15 protein-coding genes are annotated in these 19,435 nt (G+C 71.9%); 7 read left to right on the top strand and 8 right to left on the bottom strand.

Going from position 1 to position 19,435, the window contains the following annotated elements:
* Nucleotides 1-80 precede the first annotated feature (80 nt).
* The 3 genes from dxs to SGA01_RS09165 all read left to right on the top strand — a co-directional run bounded on the left by dxs (nt 81) and on the right by SGA01_RS09165 (nt 4,816).
* Entirely contained in the window at nt 81-2,000 is a 1,920-nt protein-coding gene (gene dxs / locus SGA01_RS09155; RefSeq protein WP_055645968.1) for a 1-deoxy-D-xylulose-5-phosphate synthase, read from the top strand.
* A gap of 121 nt (nt 2,001-2,121) precedes the next feature.
* Nucleotides 2,122-3,636 (top strand): amino acid permease, encoded by a 1,515-nt coding sequence (locus SGA01_RS09160; protein ID WP_141295086.1) that lies wholly within the window; start codon nt 2,122-2,124, stop codon nt 3,634-3,636.
* 97 nt (nt 3,637-3,733) lie between these two features.
* Nucleotides 3,734-4,816 (top strand): PLL family lectin, encoded by a 1,083-nt coding sequence (locus SGA01_RS09165; RefSeq protein ID WP_141295088.1) that lies wholly within the window; start codon nt 3,734-3,736, stop codon nt 4,814-4,816.
* An 89-nt stretch (nt 4,817-4,905) separates the two neighbouring features.
* Here SGA01_RS09165 and SGA01_RS09170 read toward each other — a convergent pair whose 3' ends face one another.
* Together SGA01_RS09170 and SGA01_RS09175 are read right to left on the bottom strand one after the other, a co-directional pair.
* The gene (locus tag SGA01_RS09170) at nt 4,906-7,044 is read right to left on the bottom strand and encodes a 3-hydroxyacyl-CoA dehydrogenase NAD-binding domain-containing protein (protein WP_141295090.1); all 2,139 of its coding nucleotides are present in this window, start codon (nt 7,042-7,044) and stop codon (nt 4,906-4,908) included.
* Nucleotides 7,041-8,255: a thiolase family protein gene (locus SGA01_RS09175; RefSeq protein WP_141295092.1), complete on the bottom strand. Its 1,215-nt coding sequence runs from the start codon at nt 8,253-8,255 to the stop codon at nt 7,041-7,043. Before SGA01_RS09175 ends, SGA01_RS09170 begins: the two co-directional genes overlap by 4 nt.
* 325 nt (nt 8,256-8,580) lie before the next feature.
* Between SGA01_RS09175 and SGA01_RS09180 the strand changes: the two genes are divergently transcribed.
* A complete protein-coding gene (locus SGA01_RS09180; RefSeq protein ID WP_141295094.1) occupies nt 8,581-9,786 on the top strand; it encodes an alpha/beta fold hydrolase in 1,206 nt (401 codons plus the stop codon).
* Between the two features lie 60 nt (nt 9,787-9,846).
* Here SGA01_RS09180 and SGA01_RS09185 read toward each other — a convergent pair whose 3' ends face one another.
* From SGA01_RS09185 to SGA01_RS09195, 3 genes are all read right to left on the bottom strand, one after another.
* Nucleotides 9,847-11,130, bottom strand: coding sequence for an HRDC domain-containing protein (locus tag SGA01_RS09185; RefSeq protein WP_141295096.1), 1,284 nt, complete (start codon nt 11,128-11,130; stop codon nt 9,847-9,849).
* 81 nt (nt 11,131-11,211) lie between these two features.
* Nucleotides 11,212-11,877 carry a response regulator transcription factor gene (locus SGA01_RS09190; RefSeq protein ID WP_017242457.1) on the bottom strand — a complete coding sequence of 222 codons (666 nt, stop codon included), beginning with the start codon at nt 11,875-11,877 and terminating at the stop codon, nt 11,212-11,214.
* A 242-nt stretch (nt 11,878-12,119) separates the two neighbouring features.
* Entirely contained in the window at nt 12,120-12,821 is a 702-nt protein-coding gene (locus SGA01_RS09195) for a DUF3000 domain-containing protein (protein WP_141295098.1), read from the bottom strand.
* A 91-nt stretch (nt 12,822-12,912) separates the two neighbouring features.
* Here SGA01_RS09195 and hemE point away from each other — a divergent pair, with 91 nt between their 5' ends.
* Nucleotides 12,913-13,989: a uroporphyrinogen decarboxylase gene (hemE, locus tag SGA01_RS09200; RefSeq protein ID WP_141295100.1), complete on the top strand. Its 1,077-nt coding sequence runs from the start codon at nt 12,913-12,915 to the stop codon at nt 13,987-13,989.
* A gap of 33 nt (nt 13,990-14,022) precedes the next feature.
* Here the strand turns inward: hemE and SGA01_RS09205 are convergent, their stop codons facing one another.
* The 3 genes from SGA01_RS09205 to SGA01_RS09215 form a co-directional block, all read right to left on the bottom strand.
* The gene (locus SGA01_RS09205; RefSeq protein ID WP_141295102.1) at nt 14,023-14,508 is read right to left on the bottom strand and encodes a hypothetical protein; all 486 of its coding nucleotides are present in this window, start codon (nt 14,506-14,508) and stop codon (nt 14,023-14,025) included.
* Between the two features lie 66 nt (nt 14,509-14,574).
* Nucleotides 14,575-15,948: an FAD-dependent oxidoreductase gene (locus SGA01_RS09210; protein ID WP_141295104.1), complete on the bottom strand. Its 1,374-nt coding sequence runs from the start codon at nt 15,946-15,948 to the stop codon at nt 14,575-14,577.
* Between the two features lie 9 nt (nt 15,949-15,957).
* Entirely contained in the window at nt 15,958-16,995 is a 1,038-nt protein-coding gene (locus SGA01_RS09215; protein ID WP_141295106.1) for a DUF4349 domain-containing protein, read from the bottom strand.
* Nucleotides 16,996-17,138: 143 nt separating this feature from the next.
* Here SGA01_RS09215 and hemG point away from each other — a divergent pair, with 143 nt between their 5' ends.
* On the top strand, nt 17,139-18,638 hold the full coding sequence (gene hemG / locus SGA01_RS09220; RefSeq protein WP_141295108.1) for a protoporphyrinogen oxidase: 1,500 nt from the start codon (nt 17,139-17,141) through the stop codon (nt 18,636-18,638).
* 17 nt (nt 18,639-18,655) lie between these two features.
* Nucleotides 18,656-19,369: a hydrogen peroxide-dependent heme synthase gene (hemQ, locus tag SGA01_RS09225; protein WP_024755095.1), complete on the top strand. Its 714-nt coding sequence runs from the start codon at nt 18,656-18,658 to the stop codon at nt 19,367-19,369.
* The last annotated feature ends 66 nt before the right edge of the window (nt 19,370-19,435 follow it).

Here is a 19,435-nt window from a genome sequence, read left to right on the forward strand (position 1 = left end):
CCCGATGCCCACGATCCAAGACGGAACATTAGACTCGACAAATCGGCAAGCTCGACCAGCTCAAACGCAAGGAGGCACGGGTGGCTCTGCTGACCCGTATCAGGGGACCGCGAGATCTGGACCGGCTCTCCCCGGAACAGCTGGACCAGCTGGCCGACGAGATCAGGACGTTCCTCGTGGACGCCGTCTCCAAGACCGGCGGGCACCTCGGCCCCAACCTCGGTGTGGTCGAGCTGACCATCGCCCTGCACCGGGTGTTCGACTCCCCGAAGGACAAGGTCCTCTGGGACACCGGACACCAGAGCTACGTCCACAAGCTGCTCACGGGCCGCCAGGACTTCTCCAAGCTCAAGATGAAGGGCGGCCTCTCCGGCTACCCCTCGCAGGCGGAGTCCGAGCACGACGTGATCGAGAACTCGCACGCCTCGACGGTCCTCGGCTGGGCCGACGGCCTCGCCAAGGCCAACGAGGTCCTGAGGAAGGACGACCATGTCGTTGCCGTCATCGGCGACGGAGCCCTCACGGGCGGCATGGCCTGGGAGGCGCTGAACAACATCGCCGCCGCCAAGGACCGCCCGCTCGTCATCGTCGTCAACGACAACGAGCGCTCCTACGCGCCCACGATCGGCGGCCTCGCCAACCACCTGGCGACCCTGCGCACCACCGACGGCTACGAGCGCTTCCTCGCACGCGGCAAGGACATCCTGGAGCGGACCCCCGTCGTCGGGAAGCCGCTCTACGAGACCCTGCACGGCGCCAAGAAGGGCCTCAAGGACTTCATCGCCCCGCAGGGCATGTTCGAGGACCTCGGCCTCAAGTACGTCGGCCCCATCGACGGCCACGACATCGAGGCCCTGGAGTCCGCGCTGACCCGCGCCAAGCGCTTCGGCGGCCCGGTCATCGTCCACTGCCTCACCGAGAAGGGCCGCGGCTACCAGCCGGCCCTCCAGGACGAGGCCGACCGCTTCCACGCCGTCGGCAAGATCCACCCCGACACCGGCCTGCCCATCGCGTCCTCCGGCGCCGACTGGACCGGCGTCTTCGCCGAGGAGATGGTCGCGCTCGGCAAGGAGCGCGAGGACATCGTCGCCATCACGGCGGCCATGCTCCAGCCCGTCGGCCTCGACAGGTTCGCCAAGGCGTTCCCCGAGCGCGTCTTCGACGTCGGCATCGCCGAGCAGCATGCCGCGGTCTCCGCGGCCGGCCTCGCCACCGGCGGCCTCCACCCGGTCTTCGCCGTCTACGCGACCTTCCTCAACCGCGCCTTCGACCAGGTCCTGATGGACGTGGCCCTGCACAAGTGCGGCGTCACCTTCGTCCTCGACCGGGCCGGCGTCACCGGCACCGACGGCGCCTCCCACAACGGCATGTGGGACATGTCGATCCTTCAGGTCGTGCCCGGTCTGCGGCTCGCCGCGCCGCGCGACGCCGACCAGGTCCGCGCCCAGCTCCGCGAGGCCGTCGAGGTCACCGACGCCCCGACCGTGGTCCGCTTCTCCAAGGGCGCCGTCGGCCCCGCCGTACCGGCCCTGCGCCGCGTCGGCGGCATGGACGTGCTCCGCGAGCCCGGATCCGACAGGCCGGACGTCCTCCTGGTCTCGGTGGGCGCCCTGGCGCCCATGTGCCTGGAGATCGCCGATCTGCTCGACCGTCAGGGCATCTCGACCACCGTCGTCGACCCCCGTTGGGTCAAGCCCGTCGACGAGGCCCTCGCCCCGCTCGCCGAGCAGCACCGGGTCGTCGTCACCGTCGAGGACAACAGCCGTGTCGGCGGCGTCGGCTCGGCCGTCGCCCAGGCGCTGCGCGACGCCGGCGTGGACGTGCCGCTGCGCGACTTCGGCATCCCGCCGCGCTTCCTCGACCACGCCTCGCGCGCCGAGGTCATGGCCGAGATCGGGCTGACCGCCCCGGACATCGCCCGTCAGGTCACCGGTCTGGTCTCGCGTCTGGACGGCCGGTTCGAGTCGAGCACGCAGGCCGTGGAGCCCGCGCGCGACTGACGGACCACCATCACCCGGCGTCACCATTGGGCCGGTCGGATCACTCTTCGGAGTGCCGACCGGCCCTTTCGCGTGCATTCTGACCACAGGGCGGGCAGCCCCATGGCATGGAGGTACGACCGTGAGTACGGACCAGCAGCCACGCGCGAACTCCGGAGTGTTCCGGACCAAGTCGGTCGAGCAGTCGATCCGCGACACCGAGGAGCCCGAGCACGCCCTCAAAAAGTCCCTGTCCGCCTGGGACCTGACCGTCTTCGGTGTCGGTGTCATCATCGGCACCGGCATCTTCGTCCTCACGGGCAAGGTCGCCAAGGAGAACGCGGGACCGGCCACGGCCCTCGCCTTCGTCGCGGCCGGCATCGTCTGCGCCCTCGCAGCCCTGTGCTACGCCGAGTTCGCCTCGACGGTGCCGGTGGCGGGATCGGCGTACACCTTCGCGTACGCCTCGATCGGCGAGCTGCCCGCGTGGATCATCGGCTGGGACCTCGTCCTGGAATTCGCCCTCGGTACGGCGGTGGTGGCCGTCGGCTGGTCCGGCTACGTCCGTTCGCTGATGGACAACATCGACTGGCATCTACCGAATGCGCTGCAAGGCCCGGACGTGGTGGGCGGTACCTTCGACATCCTGGCCTTCCTGCTGGTCCTCGTGCTGACCGTCGTCCTCGTCCTGGGCATGAAGCTCTCCGCCCGGATCACCGCGGTCGTCGTGGCCATCAAGGTGACCGTGGTGATGATCGTGATCATCGCCGGCCTGTTCTTCATCGTCGGCGACAACTACGACCCGTTCATCCCGCCGGCGGTCACCCCGGAGGGCGGCGGTTCCAACTGGGACTCCCCGCTCGTCCAGCTCCTCTTCGGCTACGAGCCGACCAACTTCGGCGTGATGGGCATCTTCACCGCCGCCTCGGTCGTCTTCTTCGCCTTCATCGGCTTCGACGTGGTCGCCACCGCGGCCGAGGAGACCAAGCTGCCGCAGCGGGACATGCCCCGGGGCATCCTCGGCTCCCTCTTCATCTGCACCGTGCTCTACGTGGCGGTGGCCCTCGTCGTCACCGGCATGCAGCACTACACGGAGCTGTCCGTGAGCGCCCCGCTCGCCGACGCCTTCAAGGCCGCCGGGCACCCGTTCTACGCGGGCGTGATCAGCTTCGGCGCCGCCGTCGGCCTCACCACGGTCTGTCTGATCCTGCTCCTCGGCCAGACCCGCGTGTTCTTCGCGATGAGCCGCGACGGCCTGCTGCCGCGCTTCTTCTCCGTCACCCACCCGCGGTTCAAGACCCCGTACCGCCCGACGATCCTGCTCGGCGTCATCATCGCGATCGTCGCCGGCTTCACCAGCATCAACGAACTCGCGACCCTGGTGAACATCGGCACGCTCTTCGCCTTCGTCATGGTGGCCGTCGGCGTCATGGTGCTCCGCAAGACCCGCCCCGACCTGCATCGCGCCTTCCGCACCCCCTGGGTGCCGGTGCTGCCCTGCCTCTCGATCGCGGCCTCGTTCTGGCTGATGCTCAACCTGCCGGGCGAGACCTGGTTCCGCTTCGCCGTGTGGATGGTGATCGGCATCGTCGTGTACTTCCTGTATGGGCGCGGACACAGCCGGTTGGGCCGGGAGGGCCGGGAGGCGACGTACTGAGCGGGCGGGGTACCGGGCCGACGGAGGGGTTCGGGCGGGCGACTACAGTCGGTTCGTACCCGAACTCCTCCCGACGACCGGAGCGCTGGATCCCCCCATGGCGAATCGATCCCAGGCCCCCACAGCCTCTGCCCACGGTTCCACTTCCGCCCCTCTCCTCCAGGGCGGCTGGCTGACCAGAGGGGAGGAGGGACGGTTCAGCGTCTACCTGCCCCGGGACGGTGAGGTGATGCGCTGGACCGAGGAACCGGACGGCGGCTGGAGCGGTCCGGTCTCGCTCGGCGGCGACGGTCTGAACCCCTTCCTCGCGGTCGGCCAGGGCGCCGACCGCTACGTCCACCTCGTCGGCCTGCGGCCCGCGGCCGGGGACGAGGGACACGTCGAGCTGGTGCACAGCGTCCAGTTCCAGACGGGCCGTCCGGCCGTGGCGTGGCGCTCCATCGGGCACTCCAACGGCAAGGGGCCGTGGACCGGCAACCCGGCCGTCGCGGTGGACGCCCAGGGCCGCGCGTACGCCTTCGTGCGGAACGGCGGCGGCGGGCTGAGCGTCCGGGCGCAGAAGGACGCCGGCGGCTGGCACCCGTGGTGGGACCTGCACGGCTCGGGCACCGACCCGTCCCCGGTCGCGGCGGTCAACGGCCAGGGGCGCGTCGAGCTCCTCACGGCCACCGCGAAGGGCCTGCTGCGCTACGTCCAGGAGGAGCCGGGGGCCAAGCCCGTGCGCCAGGACGTCGTGCCCGCGGAGGTCACCCTCGGCACGCTCGCCGCGGTGACGGGCCCGTCGGGGCACGTGACGCTCTACTACTGCGACAAGGACGGCGGGGTCCGCGCCTGGTCCCCGGGCCGCGGCCTGGCTCCGACGCGCCTCGCCGACGCGGTCGGTACGGGACGGCTCGCCGCGACCCGCTGTCTGATCGACGGCTTCGACTGCACGGTCCTCGCCCAGCAGTCGGCGGACGGCCGCCTCGCCCTCGCCGCCTACCCGAGCGAGCAGGAGGAGTCGGGCGCCCGCTGGTCGGAGACCGGGGAGCGGCGCGGGCAGCTGACCACGGTCCTCACGCGGGGGCTCGACGGCCGCCTGGTCGCCATGGCCCTGGCCGGCGCGGGGACGCTGATCACCACACGTCAGAAGGCGGCGGCGGACGGCCTCCTCCTGGAGAGCTGGCGCCCCGTGGGCTGAGCCCCCGGCAGCGCATACGCGAAACGGCCCCGGCACCTTCTTCAGGTGCCGGGGCCGTTCACGTACGCCCTGCGGGGCGCGCTCCGGTGTTACGCCGGGACGCTCGCCACGCCCTGCGCCAGGAAACGCTTGCCGTTGACGCGCTCGGAGACGCCCTCACGGTCCAGGTACGGCGTGATGCCGCCCAGGTGGAAGGGCCAGCCCGCGCCCGTGATCAGGCAGAGGTCGATGTCCTGCGCCTCGGCGACGACACCCTCCTCCAGCATCAGGCCGATCTCCTGCGCCACCGCGTCGAGGACGCGGTCGCGGACCTGCTGCTCGGTCAGGACGGAGTCGCCCTGGACGAGAAGCGCGGCGACCTCGGGGTCGAGCTCCGGCTTGAAGCCGTTCTCGGGCTTGTAGACGTAGAAGCCGCGCTTGCCGGCCTCGACGACGGCCTTCAGGTTGGGGGAGACGATGAAGCGCTCCGGGAAGGCGCGGTTCAGGGTCTCGGAGACGTGCAGACCGATCGCCGGGCCGACGAGCTCCAGGAGGACCAGCGGGGACATCGGCAGGCCGAGCGGCTCGATCGCCTTCTCGGCGGTCTCGACCGACGTGCCCTCGTCGATGACGTTCTGGATCTCGCCCATGAAGCGGGTGAGGATGCGGTTCACGACGAACGCCGGGGCGTCCTTCGTCAGGACCGCGGTCTTCTTCAGCTTCTTGGCGACACCGAACGCGGTGGCCAGGGAGGCCTCGTCCGTCTGCTCGCCGCGGACGATCTCCAGGAGCGGGAGGATCGCGACCGGGTTGAAGAAGTGGAAGCCGACCACGCGCTCCGGGTGCTGGAGCTTCGACGCCATCTCGGAGACCGACAGCGAGGAGGTGTTGGTGGCGAGGATCGCGTGCGCCGGGGCGACCGCCTCGACCTCCGCGAACACCTTCTGCTTGACGGACATCTCCTCGAACACGGCCTCGATGATGAAGTCCGCGTCCGCGAAGCCCTCGGCCTTGTCCAGGACACCGGAGACCAGGCCCTTGAGACGGTTGGCCTTGTCCTGGTTGATGCGGCCCTTGCCGAGCAGCTTCTCGATCTCGGCGTGGACGTAGCCCACACCCTTGTCGACGCGCTCCTGGTCGATGTCGGTCAGGACGACCGGCACCTCGAGGCGGCGCAGGAAGAGCAGGGCCAGCTGGGAGGCCATCAGACCGGCGCCGACGACACCGACCTTGGTGACCGGGCGGGCCAGCGACTTGTCCGGGGCACCGGCGGGGCGCTTGCCGCGCTTCTGCACCAGGTTGAAGGCGTAGATGCCGGAGCGCAGCTCGCCGCCCATGATCAGGTCCGCGAGGGCCTGGTCCTCGGCGTCGAAGCCCTTCTGCAGGTCCCCGTCCTTGGCGGCCTCGATGATGTCGAGGGCGCGGTAGGCGGCCGGGGCGGCGCCGTGCACCTTGGAGTCGGCGATGGCGCGGCCCTTGGCGACGGCCTGGTCCCAGCCCTCGCCGCGGTCGATCTCGGGGCGCTCGACGGTGACGGAGCCGTTCAGGACGGAGGCCGTCCAGATCAGCGACTGCTCCAGGAAGTCCGCGCCCTCGAACAGCGCGTCGGCGATGCCGAGCTCGAAGACCTGCTTGCCCTTGAGCTGACGGTTCTGGTTCAGCGAGTTCTCGATGATGACCGAGACGGCCTTCTCGGCGCCGATCAGGTTCGGCAGGATCGCGCAGCCGCCCCAGCCGGGCACCAGGCCGAGGAAGACCTCGGGCAGCGAGAAGGCCGGCAGGGCCTTCGACACGGTGCGGTAGGTGCAGTGCAGACCGACCTCGACGCCGCCGCCCATGGCCGCGCCGTTGTAGTACGCGAAGGTCGGCACGGCGAGCGCGGACAGACGCTTGAAGACGTCGTGGCCGCCCTTGCCGATGGCGAGGGCCTCGTCGTGCTTCTTCAGCAGCTCGACGCCCTTGAGGTCGGCGCCGACGGCGAAGATGAACGGCTTGCCGGTGATGCCGACGCCGGTGATCTCACCGTTCGCGGCCTCCGCCTCGACCTGGTCGATCGCCGTGTTCAGGTTGGCGAGCGACTGCGGGCCGAAGGTGGTCGGCTTGGTGTGGTCGAAGCCGTTGTCCAGCGTGATCAGCGCGAACCGACCCGCACCGGCGGGCAGTTCGAAGTGCCGTACGTGGGCGCTCGTGACGACCTCGTCGGGGAAGAGCGCGGCGGCGCCCTTCAGAAGCTCGGCGGTGGTGCTCACTTGCCCTCCCAGTGGGGGTTTTCCCAGATGACCGTCGCGCCCATGCCGAAGCCGACGCACATGGTGTTGAGGCCGTAGCGGACCTGCGGGTTCTCCTCGAACTGGCGGGCCAGCTGCGTCATCAGACGGACGCCGGAGGAGGCGAGCGGGTGGCCGTACGCGATGGCGCCGCCGTACTGGTTGACGCGGGCGTCGTCGTCGGCGATGCCGTAGTGCTCCAGGAACGCGAGGACCTGGACCGCGAAGGCCTCGTTGATCTCGAAGAGGTCGATGTCCTCGATCGACAGACCGGCCTTGGCGAGGGCCTTCTCGGTCGCCGGGATCGGGCCGTAGCCCATGACCTCGGGCTCGACGCCGGCGAAGGCGTACGAGACGAGGCGCATCTTCACCGGGAGGTCGTTCTCGCGGGCGAAGTCCTCGGAGGCGATGATCGAGGCGGTGGCGCCGTCGTTGAGACCGGCCGCGTTGCCCGCGGTGACGTTGCCGTGGACGCGGAACGGCGTCTTCAGGTTGGCCAGCGACTCCAGGGTGGTGCCCGGGCGCATCGGTTCGTCGGCGGTGACCAGGCCCCAGCCGGTCTCACCGGTGGAGGCGTCGGTGCGGCGGACCGAGATCGGCACCAGGTCCTGCTGGATCTTGCCGTCGGCGTACGCCTTGGCGGCCTTCTCCTGCGAGCGCACGGCGTACTCGTCGGCGCGCTGCTTGGTGATGCTCGGGTAGCGGTCGTGCAGGTTCTCGGCGGTCATGCCCATGAAGAGGGCGGACTCGTCGACCAGCTTCTCGCTCACGAACCGCGGGTTCGGGTCGACGCCCTCGCCCATGGGGTGACGGCCCATGTGCTCGACACCACCGGCGATGACGGCGTCGTACGCGCCGAAGGCGATCGAACCGGCGACCGAGGTGACGGCGGTCAGCGCGCCGGCGCACATACGGTCGATCGAGTAGCCCGGCACGGACTGCGGCAGCCCGGCGAGGATGCCCGCCGTGCGGCCGAGGGTCAGGCCCTGGTCGCCGATCTGCGTGGTCGCGGCGATGGCGACCTCGTCGATCTTCGCGGGGTCGAGGCCGGGGTTGCGGCGCAGCAGCTCCCGGATGGCCTTGACGACGAGGTCGTCGGCGCGGGTCTCGTGGTAGATGCCCTTCGGGCCCGCCTTGCCGAACGGGGTGCGGACGCCGTCGACGAAGACGACGTCCCTGACGCTACGAGGCACGATGGCTCTCCTCCAGGGTGCGGGGTGGCACTGCTGCTGCGGCGCGCACGCCTAAGCGTGCGCTTGCTTCCCCCATGCTACTTGTGGGTAACCAGGCTGCCCAGTCCCTGGGGCCCAAGCGGCGAAGGTCACATCCCGAGCCCGCCGCCGAGACCCCCGCGCGCCCCCCGCGTACGCCCGTCCGATCGCGCGCTCGCGGTGACCCGATCGGGTCGGCTGCCCGGCCACCCCGGTCACGTCGGCCCTGTCAGGGCACCGCCCGGGCGGAACCTGGCCGCGCCCGGGGCGCCCGCCCCGGGCCGGATCCGAGCGAAACGGAGCACCCATGGCGGCCACGGTCACCCAGGCGGCGTCCACCGTCACCGATCTCTACGTGGATCACATCTCGACGATTCCGGCGAACGCCGGCGACAAGGTCAAGCTCTTCGTCCGGGAGCACAAGGCCACCTCCCACGGCGGCGGCCCGCGCCGGACCATCCTGATGCTGCACGGCCGCAGTGTCGCGGGCGTGGCGGTCTTCGACCTGCCGTACAAGGAGTACAGCTGGGCCGCGAAGCTGGCGAAGGCCGGCCACGACGTGTACGTGATGGAGCTGCAGGGCTCCGGCCTGTCCACCCGGCCGAGGATGGACGACCACCGCAACGTCAGCCCGGCCCCGTCCCAGCGCGGACTCCTCGTCCCGAACCCGAACGCCGCGATCTACACCGGCCCGGTGGAGTACGGGAGCCAGCTGAACAACTCGCAGAGCGACTGGGACGAGGTCGACGCCGTCGTCGACTTCGTCCTCGACCGCGCCGGCGTCACGAAGCTGGACCTCTTCGGCTATTCCGCGGGGTCCCAGCAGCTCGGGCCCTATGCCATCAAGCACCACGGCAAGGTGCGCAGCCTCTTCCTGGTGGCGCCGATCTTCCCGCCGAACGGCCGGAAGAGCAAGGACGGGACCGATTTCGACGCCCCGCAGCCCATGCCGGTGTCCCTTCCCGAGGGCGCCTTCGACTTTCCGATGACGGTGGGCACCAAGGGCGGCCTCGAAAACTCCTGGCAGAGGGACCTGAAGTGTCCCGGCCAGCGCGAGCCCGCCATGCTCGACGAGGTGTGGAAGGCGATGATGGCGGTCGACCCCATCGGCGCCACCTGGGGCGGCAGGGTGCCCGGCTCCCCGGAGGGGCTGAACCGGATCCGGAACTCCTTCTGGTGGGGCTGGAACTCCACCACCGTGGAGCTGCACAAGGTCCTCGGCGACAAGGTGCCCGTGTGCATCGTGTACGGGGAGCACGACTCGATCGTCAACACCTCGCCGGACCTCGGACTGACGTACTTCTCGACGCCCGAGCTCTACCGGAGGATCCCCGGGAAGAAGAAGCTGATGTTCCGGATCTCCTGCGCGGGCCACCAGGTGCTCTGGGAGCACCAGGCCGAGCTGGTGCACACCATGTCCGAGGACTGGCTGAAGAACAGCAAGGTCGAGGGCGCGACCAAGGGAAGCTACGACCGGGACGCGGACGGGGCCCTCACCCTGCTGGAGGAGTGAGGACCCCGTCGTGAGGACCCGCTCGTGAGGCTCCGTCGTACGGGCCTCCGGGCTGTCGGCTCAGACCTCCGCGGCCAGCGCCTCGACGAGCAGCGGGGTCACGAGCCCGACCTGCCAGGGTCGGGCACCGTGACCCGCCAGGGCGGCGGCGACGCCGTCCGCGTCCGCGGGGGACGGCGGCTCCCAGCAGACGCGGCGGACCGTGTCCGGGGTGATCAGGTTCTCCTGGGGGAGGTTCAGCTCCTCCGCGAGCGCCGAGACCGCCGTGCGGGCCGCCGCTAGGCGGGCCGCCGCGATCGGGTCCTTGTCCGCCCAGGCGCGCGGCGGGGGCGGGCCGGCGACCTGCGCGCCCGGCTGGGGGAGCTCGCTCTCCGGCAGGGCCCTGGCCCGGTCCACCGCGGCCTGCCACTGTTCCAGCTGGCGGCGGCCCATCCGGTTGCCGAAGCCGGGCAGCGTGGTGAGCGCGGCGACGTTCACCGGCACCGCGAGCGCCGCCTCGACGATGGCCGCGTCGCTCAGCACCTTGCCGGGGGAGACGTCCCGCCGCTGGGCGACCTTGTCACGGGCCGTCCACAGCTCCCGTACGACCGCCATCTGACGGCGGCGGCGCACCTTGTGCATGCCGGAGGTGCGGCGCCACGGGTCCTTGCGCGGCGGGGCGGGCGGGGCGGAGGCGATCGCGTCGAACTCCTGGTGCGCCCACTCCAGCTTCCCCTGCCGGTCGAGCTCCTTCTCCAGCGCGTCGCGCAGGTCGACGAGGAGCTCGACGTCCAGGGCCGCGTACCGCAGCCAGGGCTCGGGCAGCGGGCGGGTGGACCAGTCGACGGCGGAGTGGCCCTTCTCCAGGGCGTAGCCGAGGACGGACTCGACCATCGCGCCGAGGCCGACGCGCGGGAAGCCCGCGAGCCGTCCGGCCAGCTCGGTGTCGAAGAGCGAGGTGGGAAGCATGCCTATGTCGCGCAGGCACGGAAGGTCCTGGGTCGCTGCGTGCAGGATCCACTCGGTCCCGGAGAGCGCCTCGCCGAGCCCCGAGAGGTCGGGGCAGCCCACGGGGTCGATGAGCGCGGTGCCCGCGCCCTCGCGGCGGAGCTGCACGAGGTAGGCGCGCTGGCCGTAGCGGTAGCCGGAGGCGCGCTCGGCGTCCACCGCCACGGGGCCGGTTCCGGCGGCGAAGGCGGCGATCACCTCGGCGAGGGCGTCCTCGGTCTCGACGACGGGCGGGATCCCCTCGCGGGGCTCCAGCAACGGGATCGGAAGCCCATTCGCAGGGACATCGTCGTCCGGGGGGCCGCCCCCGGTGGTGCGCAGTGCTGTGTCTGCTGCGGTCTCTTGGGCGTCGGTCACCTGTCAAGGGTATCGGTGAACGGCAAGCGCCTGTCGACGGAACGTTCCGTCGACAGGCGCTTGCCTTCCCTCGGCCTCATGTCAGTGGATGATGCCCGTCCTCAGGGCCACCGCGACCATGCCGGCGCGGTCGCCGGTGCCCAGCTTGCGGGCGATGCGGGCGAGGTGGCTCTTGACGGTGAGGGCGGAGAGACCCATCGAGACGCCGATCGCCTTGTTCGACTGGCCCTCCGCGACGAGCCGGAGCACCTCGACCTCACGGCCGGAGAGCTCGCGGTAGCCGCCCGGGTGGCTCGGGGCACCCGGGGGGCGGCGGTGGCCGAGACGTGCGGCGGCGGAACCGATGGGTGCGGCTCCGGGCCGGGTCGGGTGGCCGATGTTGGTCCGGGTACCGGTGACGACATAGCCCTTCACGCCGCCCGCCAGGGCGTTGCGCACGGCGCCGATGTCATCGGCGGCCGAGAGGGCGAGGCCGTTGGGCCAGCCCGCGGCGCGGGTCTCGGACAGCAGGGTCAGGCCGCTGCCGTCGGGCAGGTGGACGTCGGCAACGCAGATGTCGCGTGGGTTGCCGACGCGGGGACGTGCCTCCGCGATGGACGAAGCCTCGATCACGTCGCGTACTCCGAGGGCCCACAGGTGGCGGGTGACGGTGGAGCGGACGCGCGGGTCGGCCACGACGACCATGGCCGTCGGCTTGTTCGGGCGGTAGGCGACCAGGCTTGCGGGCTGCTCGAGGAGAACGGACACCAGGCCTCCTGGGGGGAAGGATGCGGGACGGAGCCGGCTCGGGGATGAAGCCGGGGGGCGAACCCGTGCTGCTGAAGGGGTCACAGGTTCCTTCGGCAGCTGGGCCCCCCTCCTTTAGGGAAAGATCACGATTTGGTGAGTAACAATTAGGGCAATTCGGACGCGTGATCGATCATCCTACGAGCGGACCCCCATCCGAGGGCCTTTCCGAGGGCCGTGAGAAGGGGGTCCCGCACCTGCTCCTAGGGCTGTTGCGGTCCCCTCCGCTGCGGCAGCGAAACGACCCCCGCGCCCGTCACCGTCCCCGTCGGCCCCGCCCCCGGCTCGGCCGGTGCGGGAGGCAGCCCCGCGATCTGGCAGAGCAGATCGCACCAGGCCGCCAGGTGCGCCCCCGTGTCCGGCACCCCGCCGAGCCCCTCGCGCGGTGTCCAGGAGGCCCGGATCTCGATCTGGGTCGCCGGTCTCCGGTCCGCCAGTCCGCCGAAGTAGTGCGAGCCCGCCATGGTGACGGTCCCGCTCGCCTCCCCGTACGCGAGCCCGCGCGCCTCCAGCGCCCCGGTCAGCCAGGACCAGCACACCTCGGGTAGCAGCGGGTCCGCCGCCATCTCCGGCTCCAGCTCCGCCCGCACGAGCGTCACGAGCCGGAACGTGCCCTTCCAGGCCTCGTGGCCGTCCGGATCGTGCAGCAGGACGAGCCGGCCGTCCGCGAGGTCGTCCTCGCCGTCGACGACGGCCGCCTCCACCGCGTACGCGTAAGGGGCCAGGCGCTGCGGGGGCCTGGTCGGGTCGATCTCGATCTCGGAACGCAGTCGCGCCGATCGCAGCGCCTCCACCGCACGCCGGAAGGCGGGGGGTACCGGGTTCGTCTCCGTACTGTCCGCTGTCTCGTCCGTCCCTCTTTTGCCGTCGGAATGATCGGAAAAATGTCCCTGAGCCGCAGCCATGCGGGGAAGAGTAGGCGGAACGGGGCCTCTGTGCGGGGAGGGACACCCGCCCCGCACGAGCGGCTTCCCGCCACATGCGAAGATTCTGGGCGTGAGTGCCAATGAACGCCCGCAGGGCCAGCAGACGAAGCAGCAGTCGCGGACGTACGACTCCGCGTTCCTCCGGGCATGCCGGCGCGAGCCCGTGCCGCACACTCCTGTCTGGTTCATGCGACAGGCCGGGCGCTCCCTCCCCGAGTACCTGAAGGTCCGCGAGGGCATCCCGATGCTCGAGTCGTGCATGCGGCCCGAGCTGGTCACCGAGATCACGCTCCAGCCGGTGCGCCGCCACAAGGTCGACGCGGCCATCTACTTCAGCGACATCGTCGTCCCGCTCAAGGCCATCGGCCTGGACCTCGACATCAAGCCCGGCGTCGGTCCGGTCGTCGCCGAGCCGATCCGGACCCGCGCCGACCTGGCCCGGCTGCGCGACCTGACCCCCGAGGACGTCCACTACGTCACCGAGGCCATCGGGATGCTCACCGCCGAGCTGGGCGAGACGCCGCTCATCGGCTTCGCGGGTGCGCCTTTCACCCTCGCGAGCTACCTCGTCGAGGGCGGCCCGTCGCGCAGCCACGAGCGCACCAAGGCGATGATGTACGGCGACCCGCAGCTCTGGGCCGACCTGCTCGACCGCCTCGCCGAGATCACCTCGGCCTTCCTCAAGGTCCAGATCGAGGCCGGCGCCTCCGCCGTGCAGCTCTTCGACTCCTGGGTGGGTGCCCTCGCCCCGGCCGACTACCGCCGCTCGGTGATGCCGGCCTCCGTGAAGGTCTTCGACGCGGTCGCCGGGTACGGCGTCCCGCGCATCCACTTCGGTGTGGGTACGGGCGAGCTGCTCGGTCTCATGGGCGAGGCGGGCGCGGACGTCGTCGGTGTCGACTGGCGCGTCCCGCTCGACGAGGCCGCCCGTCGCGTCGGCCCCGGCAAGGCGCTCCAGGGCAACCTGGACCCGGCCGTGCTCTTCGCCTCGACCGAGGTGGTCGAGGCCAAGGCGGACGAGGTCCTCGCCGCCGCGAAGGGCCTGGAGGGGCACGTCTTCAACCTGGGCCACGGCGTCATGCCGTCGATGGACCCGGACGCGCTGACGCGTCTCGTCGAGCACGTGCACACGCGGACGGCCGTCTGACGGCCGCCCGCGCGGCGGGAGCGGAGGCGGGGCTCAGCCCTCGCAGTTGATCGGGGCGTTGCCGACGCCCACCCGGCAGAAGTCGACGCCGAGACTGCCGTCGACGACGCCCGCGTTGACGGAGGCCCGGAGCAGGTCGCTCCCGGCCCCGCCCGTCACGGCGCCGGTCGGGCCGACGGTCCCGGCCGTGAGGTAGTCGGACGAGTCACCCCCGGACACCGTGCCGGAGATCGTGCCGGGGGTGCTGAGGTAGTCGGCGCCGGGACCGCCGGTCACCAGACCGGCGACCGAGCCGGTGACGACGATCGTGTCGTTGCCGCCGAGACCGTTCACCTGGTCGCCGCTGGCGACCGAGGCGCAGCGGATGAAGTCGCTGCCGGCGGTGCCGGACACGACCGTGCCGGTCACGGGGAGGCCGTTGACCGTGCAGGTCGTGACCGCGTGCGCGGGGGCGGCGAGGGCGAGCGGGGCGATGACGAGCGAGGCGGCGCAGAGCGCGCGCAGGGTGTGTCTGATCATGCGACCACTCACTCACGGTGATGAAAGTCCCGCAAACGGTCACCCCGCGTCACTCTGCCGCTCGGGTCATCCCGCCGCCCGAACAGCCGCCGTGGCCTTGCGGGCCGCGATCAGCACCGGGTCCCACACCGGCGAGAACGGCGGCGCGTACCCCAGGTCCAGGGCCGTCATCGCCTCCACGGTCATCCCCGCCGTCAGCGCGACCGCCGCGATGTCCACCCGCTTCGCCGCGCCCTCCCGCCCCACGATCTGCACCCCGAGCAGCCGTCCCGTACGCCGCTCCGCGAGCATCTTCACCGTCATCGGCGCGGCCCCCGGGTAGTAGCCCGCCCGGCTCGTCGACTCCACCGTCACCGTCACGAACCGCAGCCCCACCTCCCGGGCGTCCTTCTCCCGCAGGCCCGTCCGCGCGATCTCCAGGTCGCACACCTTCGACACCGCCGTGCCCACCACACCGGGGAAGGTGGCGTAGTCGCCGCCGATGTTCGCCCCGATGACCTGGCCGTGCTTGTTCGCGTGGGTCCCCAGCGGCACGTGCCGCTCCCGGCCCGAGACCAGGTCCAGGACCTCCACGCAGTCACCGCCGGCCCAGATGTCCTCATGGCCGCGCACCCGCATCGCGAGATCGGTGAGCAGCCCGCCGTGCGCGCCCAGCGGCAGCCCCGCCGCCCGCGCGAGCGAGGTCTCCGGCACCACACCCGTCCCCAGGACCACCACGTCCGCCGGATACTCGTCGGCGGCCGTGGCCACCGCCCGCACCCGGCCGTCCGCGCCGGTCAGGATCTTCGTCACCTCCGCCGAGGCGACCGTCGTGATCCCCAGGCCGTCCATCGCCCGGTGCACCAGCCGGCCCATGTCCGGATCCAGCGTCGCCATCGGCTGCTCGCCCCGGGTCAGGACCGTCACGTCGTACCCGCGGGCGAGGAGCGCCTCCGCCATCTCCACGCCGATGTAGCCCGCTCCGACCACGACCGCCCGCCGGCCCGGCGTCCGCTCCAGCGAGTCGAGCAGCGCCTGGCCGTCGTCGAGGGTCTGCACGCCGTGCACCCCGGGCGCGTCGATCCCCGGCAGCGGCGGACGCAGCGGGCGGGCCCCGGTCGCGATCACCAGCTTGTCGAAGTCCGTCCACGCCTCCGTACCCGCGTCGAGGTCCCGGGAGAGGACCCGCCGCCCGGGTACGTCGATCGCGGTCACCTCGGTCCGCATCCGCAGATCGATGTCCCGGGCCCGGTGCTCCTCCGGGGACCGGGCGATCAGCTCGCCCCGCGCGGCGACGTCCCCGCCGACCCAGTACGGGATGCCGCAGGCCGAGTACGAGGAGAAGTGACCGCGCTCGAAGGCGACGATCTCCAGCTCCCCGGCGGACCTGAGCCTGCGCGCCTGCGACGCGGCGGACATGCCCGCCGCGTCGCCCCCGATGACCACCAGTCGTTCGCTCATGAGAAGAAACTACTTCTCGGGAGAGTCCGGGGTCTCGGGAGTGCCGGGAGTGCCGGGCGTTCCCGAAATCCCGGGGGCCGTGGGGACGCCCGCGGCGTTCGCCTCCGACAGGGGCCGGGTCTCCGGAGCCGTGCCCGGGCGCGCCGCGAGGCGCGGGCGGACCAGGCGGCGCCACACCACGAAGGCGAGCAGCGCCACCGCGAGCCACGGCGCCAGCGCGGCCAGCACGATCACGACCCAGGCGGCAGCGCCCACCAGCGCGTTCCACCCGCCGCCCAGCGCGTCACCGAAGCCGGGACGGCCCTCGTCCTCCTCCTTGTCGGCGCCCGGCTTCTCCTTCTCGGAGAGTTCGAGGGTGATCGTCGCCAGCGTCGTCCGGTCCTTCAGGGAGGACTGCTGGGCGAGGAGCGACTCCAGGTCCGCCTGACGGCGGCTCAGCTCGCCCTCCAGGGTGACCACGTCGGCCAGCTTCTCCGCCCGCTGCATCAGCGCCCGGACGCGCGCCACACTCGCCCGCTGGGTGGCGATCCGGCTCTCCACGTCCACCACCTGCTCGGTGACGTCCTTGGCGTCGGCCTTGCGGGCGAGGAGCTTTCCGGTGCCCGCCAGCTCGGTGAGCACCGCCTCGTACTGCTCCTGCGGCACCCGCAGCACCACGCGCGAGACGACGTACGTGTCGTCGATGCGCTCCGTCGACTCGTTCTCCACCCGCCCGCCGGCGCCCGCCGCCACCCTGCGGGCCGTGACCAGGGCTTTCGCCGCGTCCTCGACCTCCACGCTGAGCGAGGCGGTACGGATGACGTGCTGCTGCCGCACGGCGGGCTTGCCCGGCGTCGCGGGGGCGCGCTCGGCGGCCGAGGCGGCGTCCGCCGGGCCCTGCGCGGCCTTGGCCCCGCCCGCGTCGGCGGGCTGCGCCGCCAGGTCGCGCTTGCTGTCGCCGCCGTGGTCCGCCGAGCCGCCGGCGCAGCCGGTCAGGACGAGCGAGGCCGTCAGCAGCGCGGCGGCGGCCGCTGTCCGCCCACGTGACGCCGTGCGTGTTCCGTTCATGAGTTCCCCCCCAGGGAATCGTGGCGAGTCGTGTGCCCCTTGGACGTGGGAGTCCTCGGTACGGGTTTCCCTCCGGCGGTAGCGATGCGGTCACGGTCCGGCCTCGGAACGGAGGCGCGTGGGCGATTTGAGAGAGTGGTCCCATGAACGCGGACACCACGGGACCCCACGTCGTCGTCGCCGGAGGCGGAATCGCCGGACTCGCGGCCGCCCACCGGCTCGCCACCGCCGGCCACCGGGTGACCCTCCTCGAAGCGGACGACCGCCTCGGCGGCAAACTCCGCGCCGGGGAGATCGCGGGCGCGCCCGTGGACCTCGGCGCCGAGTCGCTGCTCGCCCGCCGCCCCGAGGCCGTCGCCCTCGCCCGGACCGTCGGCCTCGGCGACCGGCTCCAGGCACCGGCCACGACCACCGCCTCCGTCTGGTCCCGCGGCACGCTCACCCCCATGCCCAAGGGCCATGTGATGGGCGTCCCCGGCGACGGCCGCGCGGTCGAGGGGCTCCTCTCCGAGGAGGGCGTGCGCCGGATCGGCCTCGACCGCGAGCTCCCCCCGACCGAGATCGGCGACGACATCGCCATCGGCGCGTACGTCTCCGAGCGCATGGGCCACGAGGTCGTCGACCGGCTCGTCGAACCCCTCCTCGGCGGCGTATACGCCGGCGACGCCTACCGCATCTCGATGAAGGCCGCCGTCCCCGCCCTCTTCGAGGCCGCCCGCCGCCACCCCACGCTCACCGCCGCCGTCCACGCCGTCCAGCAGGCCGGAGCCGCCGTCCCGGCCGACGCGGCCGGCGCCGCCACCGGCCTCGGCGGCTCCGTCTTCCTCGGCGTCGAGGGCGGTGTCGGCACCCTGCCCGCCGCCGTCGCCGACGCGATCCTCGCCGCCGGCGGCGAGATCCTCACCCGTACCCGCGTCACCGCCCTGCGCCGCACCGGACCGGCCGGCTGGGAGGTCGTCGCCGGGGACCGCGTCCTGACCGCCGACGCCGTCGTCCTCGCCACCCCCGCCGGGCCCGCCGCCGCGCTCCTCGCCGACCACGCGCCCGCCGCCTCCGCCGAGCTCGCCGCCATCGAGTACGCCTCCATGGCGCTGATCACGCTCGCCTTCCGCCGCGCCGACCTGCCCGGCCCGGCCGGCCCGGACCTCCCCGCCCTGCCGGGCTCCGGCTTCCTGGTTCCCCCCGTCGACGGCCACACCATCAAGGCCTCCACCTTCTCCAGCCAGAAGTGGCGGTGGGTCGCCGACGGCGCCCCCGACCTCTTCGTGCTGCGCACCTCCGTCGGCCGCCACGGCGAGGAGGAGCAGGTCCACCGCGAGGACACCGACCTCGTCGCCGCCTCCCTCAAGGACCTCGCCGCCGCCACCGGGCTCGCCGCGCGCCCCGTCGCCACCACGGTCACCCGCTGGACCGGCGGCCTGCCCCAGTACCCCGTCGGCCATCTCGCCCGGGTCGCCCGCCTCCGCGAGGCCGTCGCCGCCCTGCCCGGACTGCGGGTCGCGGGCGCCGCATACGACGGCGTCGGCATCCCCGCGTGCATCGCCTCGGCCCACCGCGCGGCCGACGAGATCACCGCCGAGTTCGGGGACGAGATCATCGCCACGTCGAAAAGGACCGACCCCGGTGCGGGGCACTCCTCGTGACGGGCGAGAATAGGCGTATGAGTGCGCCCGAAAAGATCCCGAACGCCGGTAAGAAGGCGAAGGACCTCAACGAGGTCATCCGCTACACCCTGTGGTCTGTGTTCAAGCTGCGCGATGTTCTGCCCGAGGACCGCGCCGGCTACGCCGACGAGGTCCAGGAGCTGTTCGACCAGCTCGCCGCCAAGGACATCACCGTCCGCGGCACGTACGACCTCTCCGGTCTGCGCGCCGACGCCGACGTCATGATCTGGTGGCACGCCGAGACGAGCGACGAGCTCCAGGAGGCGTACAGCCTCTTCCGCCGTACCAAGCTGGGCCGCGCCCTGGAGCCGGTCTGGTCCAACATGGCGCTGCACCGCCCCGCCGAGTTCAACAAGTCGCACATCCCGGCCTTCCTGGCCGACGAGAACCCGCGCGACTACATCTCGGTCTACCCCTTCGTGCGCTCCTACGACTGGTACCTGCTGCCGGACGAGGACCGTCGCCGCATGCTCGCCGACCACGGCAAGATGGCCCGCGGCTACCCCGACGTCCGCGCCAACACGGTCGCCTCCTTCTCGCTCGGCGACTACGAGTGGATCCTCGCCTTCGAGGCCGACGAGCTGCACCGCATCGTCGACCTCATGCGCCACCTGCGTGCCTCCGAGGCCCGGATGCACGTCCGCGAGGAGGTCCCGTTCTACACCGGTCGCCGCAAGAGCGTCGCCGACCTGGTGGCGGGCCTGGCCTGACACGGCCGTACGAACCTGGTGGCGGCCCGGCTCCCGGCCGGGCGCGCCACCCCTTGACCCGGAAGA

It is taken from the genome of Streptomyces gardneri, assembly GCF_006539185.1.
Classification (GTDB): Bacteria; Actinomycetota; Actinomycetes; order Streptomycetales; family Streptomycetaceae; genus Streptomyces; species Streptomyces gardneri.

Coding starts and splice junctions, on each gene's coding strand:
- SGA01_RS09195 (WP_141295098.1), bottom strand. CDS start 12,821: ATGGCTGCGGCTCAGGGACATTTTTCCGATCATTCCGACGGCAAAAGA.
- hemQ (WP_024755095.1), top strand. CDS start 18,656: ATGAGTGCGCCCGAAAAGATCCCGAACGCCGGTAAGAAGGCGAAGGAC.
- SGA01_RS09215 (WP_141295106.1), bottom strand. CDS start 16,995: ATGAACGGAACACGCACGGCGTCACGTGGGCGGACAGCGGCCGCCGCC.
- hemG (WP_141295108.1), top strand. CDS start 17,139: ATGAACGCGGACACCACGGGACCCCACGTCGTCGTCGCCGGAGGCGGA.
- SGA01_RS09180 (WP_141295094.1), top strand. CDS start 8,581: ATGGCGGCCACGGTCACCCAGGCGGCGTCCACCGTCACCGATCTCTAC.
- SGA01_RS09205 (WP_141295102.1), bottom strand. CDS start 14,508: ATGATCAGACACACCCTGCGCGCGCTCTGCGCCGCCTCGCTCGTCATC.
- SGA01_RS09210 (WP_141295104.1), bottom strand. CDS start 15,948: ATGAGCGAACGACTGGTGGTCATCGGGGGCGACGCGGCGGGCATGTCC.
- SGA01_RS09165 (WP_141295088.1), top strand. CDS start 3,734: ATGGCGAATCGATCCCAGGCCCCCACAGCCTCTGCCCACGGTTCCACT.